The organism is Phormidesmis priestleyi BC1401 (assembly GCF_001650195.1).
Lineage (GTDB): Bacteria > Cyanobacteriota > Cyanobacteriia > Leptolyngbyales > Leptolyngbyaceae > Phormidesmis_A > Phormidesmis_A priestleyi_B.
Genome location: NZ_LXYR01000076.1, coordinates 1 through 15,803, shown reverse-complemented (window position 1 = coordinate 15,803; position 15,803 = coordinate 1). Strand labels below are relative to the sequence as shown.

Here is a 15,803-nt window from a genome sequence, read left to right as displayed (position 1 = left end):
GGTTCTCAATAAGGGCAGTCAATTCTCAGCAAGGAAATTATTTGTTACGAGATTAAAAGATGCGCCCTCAAACCAGCATTCTCCCGTTGACGTTATCGTGGAAACGTCAACTAACCTGAAAAGGTAGGATTGAGAAACGATCGTGCCTAAAGTGAACGGGAAAGGTCAAGCTGCTATCTTGACCAACGACCAAATCGACGCGGTGATTCAACTGTGCAAAAAGCCTTACTGTTTTGCGGTGGCGATCTCCGCTTTCACGGGGTGCCGCATGGGTGAAGCCCTACAACTGAGAGTGGAGAACCTAAATCTCAATGAGCAGGTAATCACGCTGACCCACACTAAAACCGGACGCACCCGTGAGATCGAGATGCATCCAGAGTTGGTGGCTATCCTCTCGGATGCTGAGTTGCCCTCGGAGGGTTATCTTTTTCCGTCATCTCGCCAAGCGGGTTACCTCAGCCGTCAGGGATTGGCAAAAGAGCTGAAAGAAGTCTGCGAGGCGCTAGAACTGCGAGGTGCGGGGACGCACAGCTTTCGGCGATCGCTCGCGACCTCGCTACACGGAAAGGGCATCCCCATTAAGACGATCGCATCTATCACGGGGCATGAGTCGCTGAACGAGCTGTCTCGCTACTTGGAGGTCACGCCTCAGCAGAGACGAGCCGCCATCCTAACCTTGCGATGATCGACATAGTGATTTCAGTTGAGCCTAGAAGCGTGTTGGTCACGTTTCTGGTAAGTTTTGGTTTCTCCAGAACGACTCGCACTGTTGCTCGCGATCGCCCTAGTAATCTCTCGCTTTAGTCAGGCACTGAGTGGACGAAGCAGCGCTAATATACGTTGCCAACTAGTATTTAGGCAGGTCAGATGTCGTTCCCATTGAACCCCAATTCAGAGAACCGTAAGGCGAAGACAACCACGTTGTTGGATCGCGCGTTTCGAGACCGTGAGGGCAAGATTGTGATTGCTCAGATGCCGAATCTGCCCCTGCTGGTGGGGTTAGCAGCGACCTCCCTTCAACTCATACTCCCCAGCAGTGACCTTAAGACTGCAATAGATTTAGTGGCGTTCGGCGCTCTGTTCACTTGGGCATGGCAGGAGATATTTAAGGGGGTTAACTACTTCCGTCGGGCGCTCGGCTTGGTGGTGTTAGTGGGCATACTCGCACTCAAACTTCGCGTGGGTTGAGCGTGAATCTCTGAATTGCCTTCTTATAAGGGTGATTGAAGCGAAGACACTGTTGGCGAAACATTGCTTAACACTGGGAAGTCTTGAAGCTTTGTCGCTTTCTTGCTGAAACTGACTAAGTTTTATAGAGCTAACAACGATAGAATGAGCAACTCAGACATGAAGAAATAATTCGCCAACAGTGTCAGCGAAGCTGTCATGCAGAGCAATTAGCTCAAAAGCATTACAGGAGAGGGATTCAAGCCTCGATATTCCTTGGTAAACCCTAGCCATTTCTTGCCAAGGCGAATCTCCCTTGAGTCGTGCACCTATCCCTTCCAACCCATAATAGGATTGAGTTTCTCGGTGACACAATGAATCAGTGCTTTGCAACGGTTGCGCGGGGACTAGAAGCGCTGGCAACTCAAGAACTGGAGCAACTGGGCGCAAATGCCGTCGAGCCAGGTTTTTGCGGAGTTGCCTTTGAGGGCGATCGCGCCCTGCTCTACCGCGCTAACCTTTGGGCAAGATTGCCGTTCCGCATCTTGGTGAAGCTGCATGAATTTCCTTGCCGGGATTCAGAAGATCTCTATCGTGGCATCCAAACAATCGATTGGTCGCAGTATCTCACGCCTGACCAAACACTGGCAGTGAGTGCCACTGGCAAACATGAACAACTCAACCACACCCACTTCACAGCGCTTCAGGTCAAGAATGCGATCGTTGACCAGCAGCAAGAAGCGTTTGGAGATCGCTCAAACGTAGAGACGCAAGCGCCAGATGTGCGAATCAACGTTCATGTTGATCGGGGTCATTGCACCGTTAGCCTCGATAGTTCTGGAGATAGCCTCCACCGTCGGGGCTACCGTCCTGCTATGGGAGCCGCGCCCTTAAAAGAATCTCTAGCGGCGGCGCTGATTCAGCTATCGGGCTGGCAACCAGAACAGATGTTTTATGACCCGCTCTGTGGTTCTGGCACGCTGCCTCTAGAAGCCAGTCTTAAGGCACTCAACATCGCGCCTGGGCTGTTTCGCGATCGCTTTGGGTTTGAAACCTGGCTCGACTTTGACCCAGATCTGCTAGAGCAGTTGATTCAAGAAGCAGAAGCTAGTCAGCGAGATCGTTTGCCCGCACCCATTTGGGGCAGCGATCACAGCGAGGAAGTGATTCAGCAGGCGATCTCCAATGCCCAACACTGTGGGGTGCTAGATCACATTTGGTTTTCGCCGATGGAACTGTCTGACGTAGTGGCACCCGCAGACAATGGCGTTCTGTTTTGCAATCCGCCCTACGGCGAACGGCTGGGGCGAGACAGCGACCTAGGAGCTTTCTACAAACTGCTGGGCGACGTTCTGAAGCAGCGCTTTAAAGGCTGGACAGCGTTTGTGCTAAGTGGCAATAAGGAACTCTCGCAGTCGATCGGACTAAAATCATCCCAGCGAATTGCGGTTTACAACGGAACGCTGCCCTGTCAGTTAATGAAATACGAGCTGTACTAGAAATCAAATTCGCAAGACAACCGTTGAACGAATGGGTAAGGGTCTAGACCTATGGATCTAAATCATGAAAGCCCGCATAGCAGAGCCTTATGAGCAGAGTATCAACAGGTCTAGAACACGACCAACAAGCTGGACTAAACTCGGACTGAATCTTACTTTTGTAGTACGCTGTAACGTCGAAAACTCGTGAGACTGACAGACGATGGGGTCTGGCAACGATTCGTGCAAAAGTGAGCCGTTTGATTTGAAATGCTTGCACAGCAGTCTTTTCAGCAATGACTTTTTGAGGCTTTATTTTGGAAGATAAGAACGAAAGAATCGGTGTTTGAGACATTGAACCGAGGCGATTTTCGTCAAATGGCTCACTTTTGCACGAATCGTTGCCAGACCCCTAAAGGGTTTAGCCGTCCTGAAATTCGCTTTCTGCTCACACACCTGGCAAATCTATCTGACCCCTGACCCAGTGACCCATCGACCCAAACGATAGTGACCCGCCCTCTGGGTCAAGCGGGTCAGGGGTGGGTCGCCGCGTTGGGTCAGTTCGATGGGTCAGATGAGCGACATCATTAGATGGCTCTACAAATCTCACACCAAACTATTAGAAGGACGAGATTAATCAGCGATCGCCCTTGATCAGCCCAGCATCTTGCTCAAGTTCTCTAGCCTTTTTTGAAGCCTAACTAATTCTTTCCCACGCTGGATTGCCGCTTCTGTGGCTGCAATTTCCTTGAGAGGAACGTATTGGGATTTCTGCCCATTCGATAGGGTTCTGCCTCGCCCCGATCTCAGCCTTGCATATTTGTATCTGGTCTGCGATTGGTTGGAGGCAGTGCCCCCCGCAGCCGCCTTATCGAGTCGCACTCCGATCAACACATCGCCCTCATTTTGGAGGTCTGCGATCTGGTTGATGATTTCGTTTTGTTCGGCTTCAAGTTCGGCTTGAGGTCGTCTCATTGCTTTTTCATTCATGTAACATTGCTATCTAACATCGATGATAGCACTCAATGTTACATGAATGAATCGTTCAGTTTGAGAGCGGCGTTCTCCACTGCTACACCGCAAAAGAGAAGACGGATCGGCAGACGTAAGACACGACGTATTACGTCTGAAGACGTTTGATGATGCCCCTAACGGTTGTGTGTTGCCACTTGTCACCGCGCTTAGTGGGATAGTTGCCAGCGTTCAGGAAGTCAGCGATCGCCCGTCTTGAATGGCTGAGTAGTTATGAATCGGTAGAATCTGTGCTGATGCAATATCTCAATCTGGAGGCAGAATGAAGCGACTTAAGAAGATTGAAGGCAATCAACTCCCCATAGATGAATTGCTGCCAGATGCACCCAAAACCAACCACAAGCCGATTAAGAAGCCATTTAGGAAACAGCCGCTCTATCGGGTGAGAAAATGATTCTTTTGAGTGATCATCGTTCAGAAAATCGAACACACAAGAAAACTGGACAAACGACGATACACACACGTACATCAATAGTCTTTGATAACGACTGTTTATAATGGCAGTTTTTAAGTGCGTACTTCGGGCATTCTAACAGCACTGCGTTTACTTCTCACTACTAGCAAAGCGCGAAATGCAATAGGGCTTAGAAGAGTAATCGCTGCGGCTTGGCATTTCTGGCTCTCGATGCTCTACGGGCTTTTCTCCTGTAAGGGCGTTCGCTCGATTCACCAGTTTTTCTGAATCAGCCGTTATTCGATTTACTTTATCGATCGTGCGCTTGCGTGACTCAAAGAAATCGTCTGATTTCCATACAGAAATCTCCCAGGTACGGGCAACCGAAAAACCTCCAAGGGCTTTAGTTTCGATTTTTGCAGACACCAATTCATATTTGCCGTCTGAATCAGACTGTTGTGTTGCAGTCTCCTGTCCAGTTATTTCCCATTTCTCTAAGTTAGTCAAAGGTTCATTTGATTTGACTCCATTCTCCTGATCGCAGCTAAATTCTTTTTGCTGCTGAGGTTCACCCTTCTTCAAGGCTTCTAAATATGCGTCAACGGCGCTCTTTGGGCTTGAGACTGATTGGCATCCTGACAGCGCGATCACCGCCATTAGACAGAGAAAGTTTTTCATCGTTTGGTCTGAAAGTTTGTCTGCTTAGATTTTCACTTCTTCAAAGTTTCAACGTACACCCCGGATCGGAAAAGAGATCGCTAACTTCACACAGACCCACGATCGCCAACCTGCTAGTCTGTTTAACAGATGTTTAACGCTGTGAAACATGGCAACTCCGGTAACTGGGATTAGAATCCGGGGTCTGGGGAGTAGTGGAACAGCGAACCGACTTAAGGCTGTGCGCCTGTCTTTGACACGGATGCAAGGCTAAATCTTGTGACACTCTCGCGTTCCGAAAGGTGAGAGCAACGGGGAATACAAAGCAAGCCTAAACATTCCAGGAGTCCTCTCTACTCGACCGGGAACGACAGATCTCACACCCAGGTTTTTCCACCAGCAGCTTCAATGAGGGGACTGACAATTCCCCTAGGTTTTCGGAAACCGCCGAGATGAGAAGTTGGATGATAAATCCATGAGGCTAATGCATTATCAATTTTTATAACTGGGTGAGGGCTCTTATAACTCTTCAAGGTAAATAAATTATTCTCATCAATGCTTAGGGGAGTGGAGACTGGAAAATCGGGTGATATCGATATTCGATCAAATACTCGCTTACATACAAAAAGGATACATTTGGGCTCTAACTCGGCAACAATCTCTCGAAAAATGGGTTGTGCTGTTGTCCACATTTCTTCAGTAGGTGCAACTTTGGGTCTCGGAAGCCAATGTTGGATGTATTCATGATGTGCTACAGAATGCCAAAATTCAGTTCTTAGCTCCTGAGTATTGGCATTCTCAACAAAAGTTCGTTGGATGTTACTAAAGAAATTATGCCTCCAACTTGCATCGATAATGCTGTTGATTAGCCGATGAGTAAAGGTTGAATCTCGTTCTGAACCTTCTGATATACCATAATTTGATTCTCCAACAATCAAAATCGGAATTTTGAATATGCTCTCATTTCCATACCGCTTACCTACCCAAGGTTGAAAGAGACGATTGCTGATAGTCATTCAAAAAATCTGGTTACTTATTCAAGCGTTCAAGGGATTGAAATGCCGCTCCAGTTAAACAACGAGGTTCTCAGAGAGCGGTCCTAACTTAGCTTTACCTATGCCGCATTTTGCCTTAGTAGGCCTTCCCGTAGCTTTTGGGTCAGAGACAACCTCAAGGAATTTTAGCCAGACAACTGATAAGTTTTGATTAAGTCCGTTTTCGCTAATACTACATCACTGACCTACTTCTGGACTGTTACATCCCACTACAAATCGCTCAAGCTCTGATTCACTCGTTCTTGCTAATGGCTGAAACCCTTATTTCGGTATTGAACTTCTGCCGGACGGGCAGAGAGACGGGTCTAATCGAGATATTTGGAAACCTGATTCGTCGAGCGGTTTCTTGATTGAGGCAACCCGAGAAATCAACCATCAAAAGTCAATCACAGAGGGGCTTTCAGGCTTAGAGTTGTTTTTGGTCCAAAAGCTACGGGAACGCCTCTCTACTCGACCTGAGACCTCACACCCGACTAAAAGCTAGGTCGCACAGGTGGAGAGCTTTTCAACGGAAAGTTTTCCAATGTATCCAACAATAACGTCACGTCACTGCGACGCAGTTCCAATAAGTCTGGATTTGCCTTGCTTGCCCATTTATCAAATTTGCGCCCTTGCAGCCAGAAATCAGTATATACAGAACCGGTAGCTGCTTGGTTACGATTGCCGAATATCAGAACCAGCTTTTGCCCAGAATTGTAAACATCCATACTTTCAATCGAATCCAGGTCTAATCCATTGAAATTGAAACGGTAAAGCGATATTTTATCTATTACTTTTGAATCAGGGTTTAACCTGTTCAGGTCAAAGTCACGACAAATAATTGTGAAGTTATCAACCTGACGAATAGCCTGCTCATCTCCTAACCCGGCACAGTAAGGGACTTTCCGAGGGACTGCCCCTGCTGGAAATGGCAGCATCAAGGTGGCAATGATTGCAGCCGTAAGCTGTACCTTGATGCGTAAAGGGATGACCATCACGAGAACCTCCAACTAGAGACACAGCATTTTGAGAGGCACCCCAGATCAGCGACCAATACTCCTACTCTACGAGGGATTGCGACAGGATATGTGTAAAATCCTGCAAGATTACCTTCAAATGCCCATTCCTTCATTAGCTTTTAGAGCTGAAATCACAAAAATCGAAAAATGCTGAAACCACCTTGAGGTATGACTTTTAGGCTTACATTGCAGGATTTTACACATATCCTGTCGCAATCCCAACTAGCGATCGATGAACTGCTGCCAGAAGTTGACGCGATCGCGCATAAGCCAGTTAAGAAGCCCTTCAAGAAACGAGCGCTTTACAAGGTGAGAAAATCGAACCCATAAGAAAACCGAACAAACACCTCTAGCCAGCGATCGGTTAGGGGTGTTTTTTTGTTTCGCTGCGATGAGTCAACAGGTGTTGACGCACGTTTACTTAAAGTTGACAGACGTTAACTAACGTCAACCGTTGCTACTTGCAACAATCGTTGTCTGATATTCGCGGCATACCATTGCCCCCCTTTTGATGTCGTGTGACCTGCCTCATTTAGAGCTTTAGAGATCGTGTGGTATCCGTGCCCCAATTTCCTCATCGATCGCGCTAGTTGCATTGCCGCCTCGGTTGCCTGGTAGGTTTTCTGGAGATGAGCCGCTCTACCCGCTTCACCATTAGGCGCGTCGCCTCTTTCTTTTCTAGCTGCCAGCGCTGCCTTGGTACGTTTGCCGATCATCTCTCTCTCTTCTTGAGCAACGACTGCTCTGATGCGAATCTCTAACATCGTCGCTTTAGGAGACTCAGCACAAATTAGATCGGGCGTTCTCTCTGCAAAGAAGTAGCGATCGCAGTATCCAGTGACGTGATAAACCTCCCGGCTGAATCTATCGAGCTTGGCAACCATGAGCCGCGCCCCTTCTTTCTGGCAGAGTGCGATCGCTGCCATCAGTTGAGGACGATCGCGCGGGTCAGCTTTGCCTGATACCACTTCGACAAAATCCCCAACGATCGTCAAGCCATCGCAAGCCGTGCGGCATTGATTCAATTGAGCCTCTAACCCAAGTTGGCTATCACCCTGCTCACGAGTGGACACGCGCCGATAAATCACAACTTTGGTCATGTCCCACTGGATTGATTGAGTTTTCTTGATTGTTTTAGCGCTTGCCATCGTCTAATCTCTATTTCTTATAGTGTTCTTATGCCCCTAAGCTCACTATAGAACACCGTTAGAACACTACACAAGCTGTAAACCGCTCTCAAAAAGGGGTTGAGCCCAGATAAAGGCAAAAAGGTGCCAGATGACCTAGAAGCTTTATAGGAAAGGAGTTTGTGAGAAGCAATTATCTGTTGCTTTCAAATCAGCACTACTGCGGGTGGTGCAGAAGTTCCAGAAAATGAGACAGCCCCATAAGCGTTGCTGATTCAGGCGAATAACTCATTTTCTGGCTCTGTGCGATCGTCTGTCAGTCTCACGAGTTTTCGACGTTACAGCGTACTACAAAGATAGGATTCAGTCCGGAATTAGTCCAGACCATTTTTGAGACATTCAGTCTCAAAATGAGAATCTAAGACGGCAGCAAGTTTGTTTCAGAAAGTCAGCTATGACCTAAACTAGCTTTGTTGCTTCCCTAGTTAGTACTGTGTCACCCAAGATTATCTCTCTCTTCAATCAAGCGGGTGGAACTGGCAAGACGACCCTTACGCAGAATTTAGGCTATCACCTAGCTAAACGAAGACATCGAGTCCTACTGGTTGATATTGACCCCCAGGCTTCACTTACTGCCTTTATGGGAATAGATCCATTCAATTTAGAGCAAACGATCGCAGATGCATTGCTTAAAGATATTCCCATACCAATACATCACGATATCTATGGCGTAGACCTAGTCCCTTCTAATATTCTTCTCAGTGCTGCTGAGGTCCAGCTTCACTCAGCGATCGCTCGGGAGTGGAGGCTCAAGCAAGCACTATCACCAATTCAAGATAGCTATGATTTCATTCTGATCGACTGTCCTCCCACTCTGGGAATCTTCAGTATTCTCAGTCTAGTTGCCTCAACACATGTACTCGTGCCAATCCAAACCCATTTCAAGGCATTCTTAGGAGTAGAATTGCTGCTAGATTCCATCCGTCAGGTAAGAGAACGGATTAACAAGGAGCTAACTATTCTAGGGGTAGTTCCCATGATGCATGAGAGCCGAACTAGCCAGGGTAAAGTTATTTTGGATGGTATTTACGAACAGTTAGGTCCAATTACTTCCATTTTTCCTGCTATCCCCAGAGCCGTTACCTTTGCAGATGCCTCAATGGAACGAAAGCCTGTGGCAATCTACGAACCAAAGCATCCATCTGTGCGAATTCTTGAGTCGATTGCCCAGAGCTTAGAGGAGATTCAATGACTACAAGTAAAGCTGGTCGAACGGCACCGAAACTTAAAACTCTAGAGGCTTACCTTAGCAGCCCTCTGGAGCAACCGATGTCTACGACTCCAATTGATAAGATTCAGCTACCTGCAAAACAGCCTCGTCGTTACTTTGATCCAGAGAAGCTTTCTCAACTTGTCCAATCAGTTAAAGAGCATGGCATTCTAGAGCCGCTATTGGTTCGCCCTACCGAAGATGGATGTTACGAACTAATTGCTGGAGAGCGTCGATTACGGGCAGCTCGTGAGTTAGGACTGATGGAAGTGCCTATCGTCTCACGGGTTTTGAATGACAAGCAGGCGCTACAAGTTGCATTGATTGAGAATCTCCAACGGGAGGATCTCAATCCTTTAGAGGAAACTGAGGCGGTTCTAGAACTGCTGGCAGTCGCTCTTGAAATAGATAAAAGTGAAATAGTCTCGGTTCTCCACCAGTCTTATAACGCGAAACAGCGAGGACAGAACTTGAATCAGAACGTTCTGATTCAAGTCGAGAAGATTGAATCATTGCTGTTGGAGATAGGGCGTTTTAATGCTGGAACCTTCCGCTCTAGCAGGCTTCCGTTGCTCAATCTCCCTAATGATGTGCTGTCAGTTCTGCGGAATGGAAAAATTGAATATACCAAAGCGCAGACGATCGGACGAGTAAAGGATGAAGAACAACGAGCTGAGTTGCTCAAGCTAGCAATTGCTAAAAACTTATCGCTGAATGACATTAAGGCAAAGATTAAAGATCTAAAACCTGAATCAGAACCAGATCCAGAAAGAGTTTTGGTTAATCGATTAAGCGAGATTAGCAAACGGTTGCAGAAGAATAAGGCTTGGAATGACGGTAAGAAAAAGGACCGAATCACTAAGTTGTTAGATGAATTAGACAAACTAACTGCAAGCGATGACTGAAACTGAACAAAAATAACAAAACCGGCTACCGACATAAAGCGGGACAGATTGAACCAAGCTTAAAGACTTGAGGGACCTACTGTCCCGGCTTAAGTTGGTAGCCGAAAAAGTTATTGCTCGCTCGGTTTCTAGTTTTGATCGAACCGAGAGAGCACTCATCACAGGTCAATCATAGAGAAGCTTTCAGCCTTAGCGATGGTTTTAGTCTAAAAGCTATGGGAATGCCGAAATGGTCAGGGTTGGGTGGTCATTGCCGCAGTACAAGTGGTTTGTGATGCAGCAGTTTCGGAAGACAACGGCAGGAGTGACACACAAAGAAGCAGCTCACTTTTTCTGAAATTTAATGTTCTACTTACTGATCGCCCGCAGCCAAATATGCTGCATCTACCACCGTCCCCACTAATGTCACTGGATTATTCGTGGGTGCCACTAGTCGATCGTGCCCTACCTCATCTAAATAGTCATAGCGCCCAGCCACAAATACTACAAACGCCGTCGATTTTCTGGCAACGCCCTCTCGAACCAAATCCAACTGGCGTTTCACCTGCTGATTCTTCTCTGTATCCGACAGCTCTGAAAATTTGCGTCCTTGATCATCCTGCCAATTATTCAAATCCAGCACGACCACATCTACATCTCGCCCACGCCGTTGCCCGGTCTGATTGCAAAAGCGCACCCCAAATCCACGAGTTTCGAGCAAGCCTAACTCTCGTGGTGGAATTTGTGCACTCAATAACCAGTACTCTACCCTGGACTGATCGATAATGCCCTCTCGTTCTAGAGATCGACGCACGACTTCGATGCGATTGTCTGCGATCACTGCCATTCGTTCTTCCACCTGTCGCGTTACGGATGCCTTCGCCGTTTCTTTCGCCTCCTTCAAGCTTTTGCCAAACAGAAACGCGAGCAGCGCGATCGCTCCGCCAGACAAGATGCCGACGAAATAAACGCCATCTTTCATGGCGCTCACAAATGTCTTAAAGCTTTCACTGAGCTTTTGGTTCTCCTCTGCCAGCAGTTTCAGCTTTTCTGCAAACTCAGTGCCCTGCCGCGCATTCTCCTTTGCTAAAAATTCAATCTGTTGCCGTAACAGATCAATCTGCGTAGTCGAGGCTGCGCTCGGTGTCGGCGTTTGCGCCAAACCATGCCAAAGCTGAGAGATGTGTAAACCATCCACTGAAGAAAGCCAATCCATGTGTCCTACCCGAATACGTATCCCAAATCATAAGGGGTGAGATGGAACAAATCGCTTTCTCAGATTTCACTCACCGCGATCGCAAAAGATTGGTGCAATAAAAAAGTGGGGTTAGATATTAAACCTAGTCCTACTCGTTTTTAGATGACTCGATCGCAAACGATCGGTACAACTCAACAAGAGAAAAGCATCCGAATCACGAGCGAAGCGTTTCCAACTAATCCGAGCGCAAATAAGCCATGCTTTCTAGGGCTGAATAACTGTCTACACCCAGGATTCGAGCGCAAAGAATTGAATTTGCTGAATGCGAACAAAATCTGTGTCGGTGGAAAGCAACGTCAAACTGTAGTGAATGGCTGTGGCTGCAATCCAAAGGTCATTCTCACCAAAGCCAAGGTTTTGAATCGTGAATTTGCGCCGTTGGGCTTTGTCTCTCGGTCCGAGTTGATGAATGATGTCCCCTTTGAGCTTGCCATAAACGTTAGAAACTTCCCGATTCACGGGATAAAGGGCAATCGTTTGTAGGAAGGCATTCACCGTTCGGAGGTTTTCAGCCGTGCGAGAAGATTTATAGACCATGTAGAGGAGTTCACCGCGCGCGATCGCACTAGTCGCAACACCATCTTCTAAATGATGTTGAAGCATCTGGAGAAGGGCTGCATCGCCAGAGATGATGCGGCTGCAATGATTGGTGTCAAGCAGGTACATGGTCAGAATTCAGCAGGCGATCGGGAATCGTAAACGGATTGAAGGCACTCTTCAAAATCGTCGCCTTGCCAGGTTCCAGCAAACGGCAAGAGGTCTGCAACGGTAGAACCTGTCAGCGTGGGCTGATCGTCGATCGAAGGCGCTGTTTGAGTTGTAGGAATTCCTGAGCGTTGGAAGTGTAGGAATTCTAGAAAGTTAGCGACTAGCATAAGTTGATCGGACGGAAGCTGAGCCACTTCGTGCAAAACTTTTTGGCGTGTATCAGAGTCTGTCACGGCGGGTTTAACCTGTTGACTACTCTTACGATAGCGCTTTTCACTCCAGCATCTTCACGGTATGGAACGATCGCTAGTCATCAAAACTGACTTAAAAAAAGAGCGATCGCGGCGTGGAAAGACCCATGTGAAGCTGCGATCGTTTTCAACTAATCCGATCGCAAGGGATCGGCGCAAGTTCCAGCGTCTAAATTGTTTCGGCAATTAGTGCGATCGTTTCCAACTAATCCGATCTCAAAGGATCGGCACAAGAAGTTAAGAAGGGTGACACTTTCCACATCCCGCGAATGTTTCCAACTAATCCGATCGCAAAGGATCGGTACAACGGATTCGAGAGGATAACTCAGAACTCAGAACCGCGGTTTCCAACTAATCCGATCGCAAAGGATCGGTACAACCACGTCACTGTCTAGCGAGGTTCAGCGATGGGTGACGATGTTTCCAACTAATCCGATCGCAAAGGATCGGTACAACTTTGTGATGGGTACTTCAAGCGAAGATCAATTGAAGTTTCCAACTAATCCGATCGCAAAGGATCGGTACAACCTAGAGACTCTACTCCACGGGTCAAGGTTTCTATCAGGTTTCCAACTAATCCGATCGCAAAGGATCGGTACAACATTAGGCTGCATCATGATGGTTCGGGCAACCAAGTTTCCAACTAATCCGATCGCAAAGGATCGGTACAACTTGCGACCAGCAGCGAACTAACCATATCCCTGATTGTTTCCAACTAATCCGATCGCAAAGGATCGGTACAACTTGCGATCGGACAAGACTACAGGATAAGGATGAGCGTTTCCAACTAATCCGATCGCAAAGGATCGGTACAACCTTAGTAAATCCTAAGAAAAGAGCGATCGTTCTGGGTTTCCAACTAATCCGATCGCAAAGGATCGGTACAACGTTATCCGTCTTCCAGTTCACGTCTGCGAGAAGATGAGGTTTCCAACTAATCCGATCGCAAAGGATCGGTACAACAGATCGGTTTCAAGTGAACGCCAACGACACGACTAGGTTTCCAACTAATCCGATCGCAAAGGATCGGTACAACCCGAGCGTATTCGTCACTTCTGGGCGATGGTTGTCTGGGACTACGAGTTTCCAACTAATCCGATCGCAAAGGATCGGTACAACAAACTCTTAAACACTGAGGCGACTCCAGAAGTACTGTTTCCAACTAATCCGATCGCAAAGGATCGGTACAACAAAAGAAAGCCGTGCGGGCGATCGCGATCGCTAAGGGGTTTCCAACTAATCCGATCGCAAAGGATCGGTACAACTATGGTACAAGGTTTAATAACACTTGGTTTCAGGGGTTTCCAACTAATCCGATCGCAAAGGATCGGTACAACCTAGTCGGGCGGCTCGCTCTCAAGTTCATGCTTGTGCGTTTCCAACTAATCCGATCGCAAAGGATCGGTACAACTTGGTCAGAAGCTTGTAATCTAGCGGGAATTAATTATATAGGTTTCCAACTAATCCGATCGCAAAGGATCGGTACAACACAGCAAATAAACTTGCCCAAGTATCAGACCAAGTGTTTCCAACTAATCCGATCGCAAAGGATCGGTACAACTTGAAGTGTGGCGATCGCAGCGCTGTAGCCGACCGTTTCCAACTAATCCGATCGCAAAGGATCGGTACAACTATCATTGCAGTAACCATTGCGAGGCTCTATGTCTGTTTCCAACTAATCCGATCGCAAAGGATCGGTACAACTTTTTGGCAGTGGGTTCTAGAGTGCAATGTCCCGAGTTTCCAACTAATCCGATCGCAAAGGATCGGTACAACAGCGGACTTCCAGAAGTCCATCTGTGTCAGTATTCTAGCCCCCATTTTCGCGGATCGTTTTTTGTGAGTCAATAAATTCCCCTTTGTTGACAAAAGTTTGACCTCAAGTCTTCAAAACCTTTACCCCAAGCCGAGCGCGGATCATTACGAAAGAATGAGGGTTTCAGCCAACAGTCAACCTTCGCGCAACCTCACTACTCCTCACCCCAAAACCGCCGAAACCCATAAGGTTGCCCTTGCAAAAACTCCAAAAACTCCTCACACTCCCGTGACTCATCCGGGAAAATCGTCAACCACTCCAAAAACTGAGGCGTGATCCTCGGTTTCGGCTTGCCCTCCGGGTCTTTCCTCGTCATCACCAGCTTCACCTGTGGATACATCCGATGCCACAATCGCCCAATCTGCCCCACCTTTCCCGTCATCGCCGCCGACTGCGACTGATAAAGCGATCCCTCTCGCTGCACCCCTCTAATCGTCTCTCGATATGCTCCATGAAACCACCGAATCGCCTCACTCTCATCCACACTATTTGCCACCCGACCCCACACCTGCACCGATCGCGGATGCCACGCCTCTCGCCAATCTGCCGCCAACGCCGGATTGGGCACCACCCCCTGAAGTCGCATCCACTCCTCAGCCGTTTGCCGCACCTTGTCGATAAATCCGCCTAGTTTCTCTGGCGATCGCACCTGCACATCTCGTCCCAGCGCCATCTCGCCTACCCACTGCCAATGACAGCCGATCAGCGGTTTTGTGCGATCGTAGTAGTCCTCAAAAAACAAGCGATGATCTGCCCGTCGCCAAGACTTGCCAAATCCACCCAGCACCATTGCAAACTGCATCAACTGCGCCAGCAAACGTTTTAGCGTGTCCTCATGCGTTGGATTTTTCAATTCCCTTGCCAATAGCAAACTCAATTCGCCTTCTACTTCATACCCAATTTGTTCATACGCTGTTCCGGGTTGAAATAGAGGCAGCGTTAACCGCGATTCCTGAAATCGCATTCCCACCAACCCCACTATGCCATGACCACTCACGCCCCCAAACAACGTTTCGACCAATCGCGTTGCCGTTGTAGCATCGGTCAAACCGCCAAACAGTCGCAGCGCATGACCTCGCAGCCCAGCCCTAAACAAATTAGGACGAAACTCTCCCGTTCCATCGAGCAGCTTGGGCGCTTGTCCTTGTCCCTTAAGTCGAGTGCGATAGAGAACCTTTAATCCTTGACTGATAGCCGTTTGTGAACTTGTCTCGACGTGTCCGTATCCCGCACATACTCGACTGCCGAGACCTGTGGCGATCGCCCGTTCCCAAATCTGCCAAACCTCCTCCCAATTTACATCCTTCGCATCACTAGAAATGCCAAAACGCAACGTCGGTTTATAGAGCGAAATTTGAGCAAACGCACTGGATTTTTTCGATTGGTCTTCAACCTGCCAGCCTTGCTGCGGATGGACAATATCCACCAGTCCTTTTGTCCAACTGGTGTCGATCGGGTATCCTCCTTGAAATCGCAGAATTCCCGGTTTTGCGAGGTCTCCACAATAGGTCGCGGATTGTTGTGGAGTGCAAGCCCGACGAAACAATCCTTTCATACTGCTGCCCGGATAAAAGACCCAGCCCCTCGCCCCAATCACCGGACGAATCACACTATAGCCACTGCCACATTGGTTAGGACGCAGCTTGTTTAAGAACAAATTCTACCGCATCGCGTAGGTTGTCCGAGTCGCGCAACTGCTTGCGAATAC

Annotated in this window: 17 protein-coding genes, 1 pseudogene and 1 CRISPR repeat array; of the genes and pseudogenes, 7 read left to right on the top strand and 11 right to left on the bottom strand. The window is 48.0% G+C overall.

Annotated features, from left to right (window positions below):
* Positions 1-142 precede the first annotated feature (142 nt).
* The 3 genes from A8707_RS23365 to A8707_RS23355 all read left to right on the top strand — a co-directional run bounded on the left by A8707_RS23365 (position 143) and on the right by A8707_RS23355 (position 2,666).
* On the top strand, positions 143-685 hold the full coding sequence (locus tag A8707_RS23365) for a tyrosine-type recombinase/integrase (protein ID WP_068819585.1): 543 nt from the start codon (positions 143-145) through the stop codon (positions 683-685).
* A 182-nt stretch (positions 686-867) separates the two neighbouring features.
* Positions 868-1,188, top strand: a complete 321-nt coding sequence (locus A8707_RS23360; protein WP_068819584.1) for a hypothetical protein — start codon at positions 868-870, stop codon at positions 1,186-1,188.
* Between the two features lie 353 nt (positions 1,189-1,541).
* A complete protein-coding gene (locus tag A8707_RS23355) occupies positions 1,542-2,666 on the top strand; it encodes a THUMP domain-containing class I SAM-dependent RNA methyltransferase (protein ID WP_068819583.1) in 1,125 nt (374 codons plus the stop codon).
* 427 nt (positions 2,667-3,093) lie between these two features.
* Here A8707_RS23355 and A8707_RS29945 read toward each other — a convergent pair whose 3' ends face one another.
* The 3 genes and pseudogenes from A8707_RS29945 to A8707_RS30730 all read right to left on the bottom strand — a co-directional run.
* The gene (locus A8707_RS29945; protein ID WP_156518839.1) at positions 3,094-3,255 is read right to left on the bottom strand and encodes a hypothetical protein; all 162 of its coding nucleotides are present in this window, start codon (positions 3,253-3,255) and stop codon (positions 3,094-3,096) included.
* A 44-nt stretch (positions 3,256-3,299) separates the two neighbouring features.
* Positions 3,300-3,620 (bottom strand): hypothetical protein, encoded by a 321-nt coding sequence (locus A8707_RS23350; protein WP_156518838.1) that lies wholly within the window; start codon positions 3,618-3,620, stop codon positions 3,300-3,302.
* Positions 3,621-3,765: 145 nt separating this feature from the next.
* Positions 3,766-3,870, bottom strand: a pseudogene (locus A8707_RS30730) (recombinase family protein); the annotation flags it as partial.
* 69 nt (positions 3,871-3,939) lie between these two features.
* Between A8707_RS30730 and A8707_RS30380 the strand changes: the two are divergent.
* Positions 3,940-4,071 carry a hypothetical protein gene (locus A8707_RS30380; protein ID WP_269452760.1) on the top strand — a complete coding sequence of 44 codons (132 nt, stop codon included), beginning with the start codon at positions 3,940-3,942 and terminating at the stop codon, positions 4,069-4,071.
* 150 nt (positions 4,072-4,221) lie between these two features.
* Here A8707_RS30380 and A8707_RS23345 read toward each other — a convergent pair whose 3' ends face one another.
* The 3 genes from A8707_RS23345 to A8707_RS23335 form a co-directional block, all read right to left on the bottom strand.
* Positions 4,222-4,749 (bottom strand): hypothetical protein, encoded by a 528-nt coding sequence (locus A8707_RS23345; RefSeq protein ID WP_068819581.1) that lies wholly within the window; start codon positions 4,747-4,749, stop codon positions 4,222-4,224.
* A gap of 356 nt (positions 4,750-5,105) precedes the next feature.
* Positions 5,106-5,744, bottom strand: coding sequence for a hypothetical protein (locus A8707_RS23340; RefSeq protein WP_068819580.1), 639 nt, complete (start codon positions 5,742-5,744; stop codon positions 5,106-5,108).
* 512 nt (positions 5,745-6,256) lie between these two features.
* A complete protein-coding gene (locus tag A8707_RS23335; protein ID WP_068819579.1) occupies positions 6,257-6,757 on the bottom strand; it encodes a hypothetical protein in 501 nt (166 codons plus the stop codon).
* Positions 6,758-6,949: 192 nt separating this feature from the next.
* Between A8707_RS23335 and A8707_RS28605 the strand changes: the two genes are divergently transcribed.
* Entirely contained in the window at positions 6,950-7,111 is a 162-nt protein-coding gene (locus A8707_RS28605; RefSeq protein ID WP_156518837.1) for a hypothetical protein, read from the top strand.
* Positions 7,112-7,218: 107 nt separating this feature from the next.
* Here A8707_RS28605 and A8707_RS23330 read toward each other — a convergent pair whose 3' ends face one another.
* On the bottom strand, positions 7,219-7,929 hold the full coding sequence (locus A8707_RS23330; RefSeq protein ID WP_082906474.1) for a recombinase family protein: 711 nt from the start codon (positions 7,927-7,929) through the stop codon (positions 7,219-7,221).
* A gap of 472 nt (positions 7,930-8,401) precedes the next feature.
* On the opposite strand from A8707_RS23330, the gene A8707_RS23325 reads away from it, so the two are divergent.
* Positions 8,402-9,160 (top strand): ParA family protein, encoded by a 759-nt coding sequence (locus tag A8707_RS23325; protein ID WP_068819578.1) that lies wholly within the window; start codon positions 8,402-8,404, stop codon positions 9,158-9,160.
* Positions 9,157-10,083, top strand: a complete 927-nt coding sequence (locus A8707_RS23320; protein ID WP_068819577.1) for a ParB/RepB/Spo0J family partition protein — start codon at positions 9,157-9,159, stop codon at positions 10,081-10,083. Before A8707_RS23325 ends, A8707_RS23320 begins: the two co-directional genes overlap by 4 nt.
* Positions 10,084-10,435: 352 nt before the next feature.
* On the opposite strand, the gene A8707_RS23315 is transcribed toward A8707_RS23320, so the two are convergent.
* From A8707_RS23315 to A8707_RS23300, 4 genes are all read right to left on the bottom strand, one after another.
* On the bottom strand, positions 10,436-11,278 hold the full coding sequence (locus A8707_RS23315) for a hypothetical protein (RefSeq protein ID WP_068819576.1): 843 nt from the start codon (positions 11,276-11,278) through the stop codon (positions 10,436-10,438).
* A gap of 264 nt (positions 11,279-11,542) precedes the next feature.
* Positions 11,543-11,986, bottom strand: coding sequence for a type II toxin-antitoxin system VapC family toxin (locus A8707_RS23310; protein ID WP_068819575.1), 444 nt, complete (start codon positions 11,984-11,986; stop codon positions 11,543-11,545).
* A gap of 2 nt (positions 11,987-11,988) precedes the next feature.
* Positions 11,989-12,261, bottom strand: a complete 273-nt coding sequence (locus A8707_RS23305; RefSeq protein ID WP_197484994.1) for a hypothetical protein — start codon at positions 12,259-12,261, stop codon at positions 11,989-11,991.
* A gap of 141 nt (positions 12,262-12,402) precedes the next feature.
* Positions 12,403-14,055: a CRISPR direct-repeat array (repeat unit 37 nt; unit sequence GTTTCCAACTAATCCGATCGCAAAGGATCGGTACAAC).
* A gap of 194 nt (positions 14,056-14,249) precedes the next feature.
* A complete protein-coding gene (locus A8707_RS23300) occupies positions 14,250-15,752 on the bottom strand; it encodes an RAMP superfamily protein (protein WP_156518836.1) in 1,503 nt (500 codons plus the stop codon).
* Between the last annotated feature and the right edge of the window lie 51 nt (positions 15,753-15,803).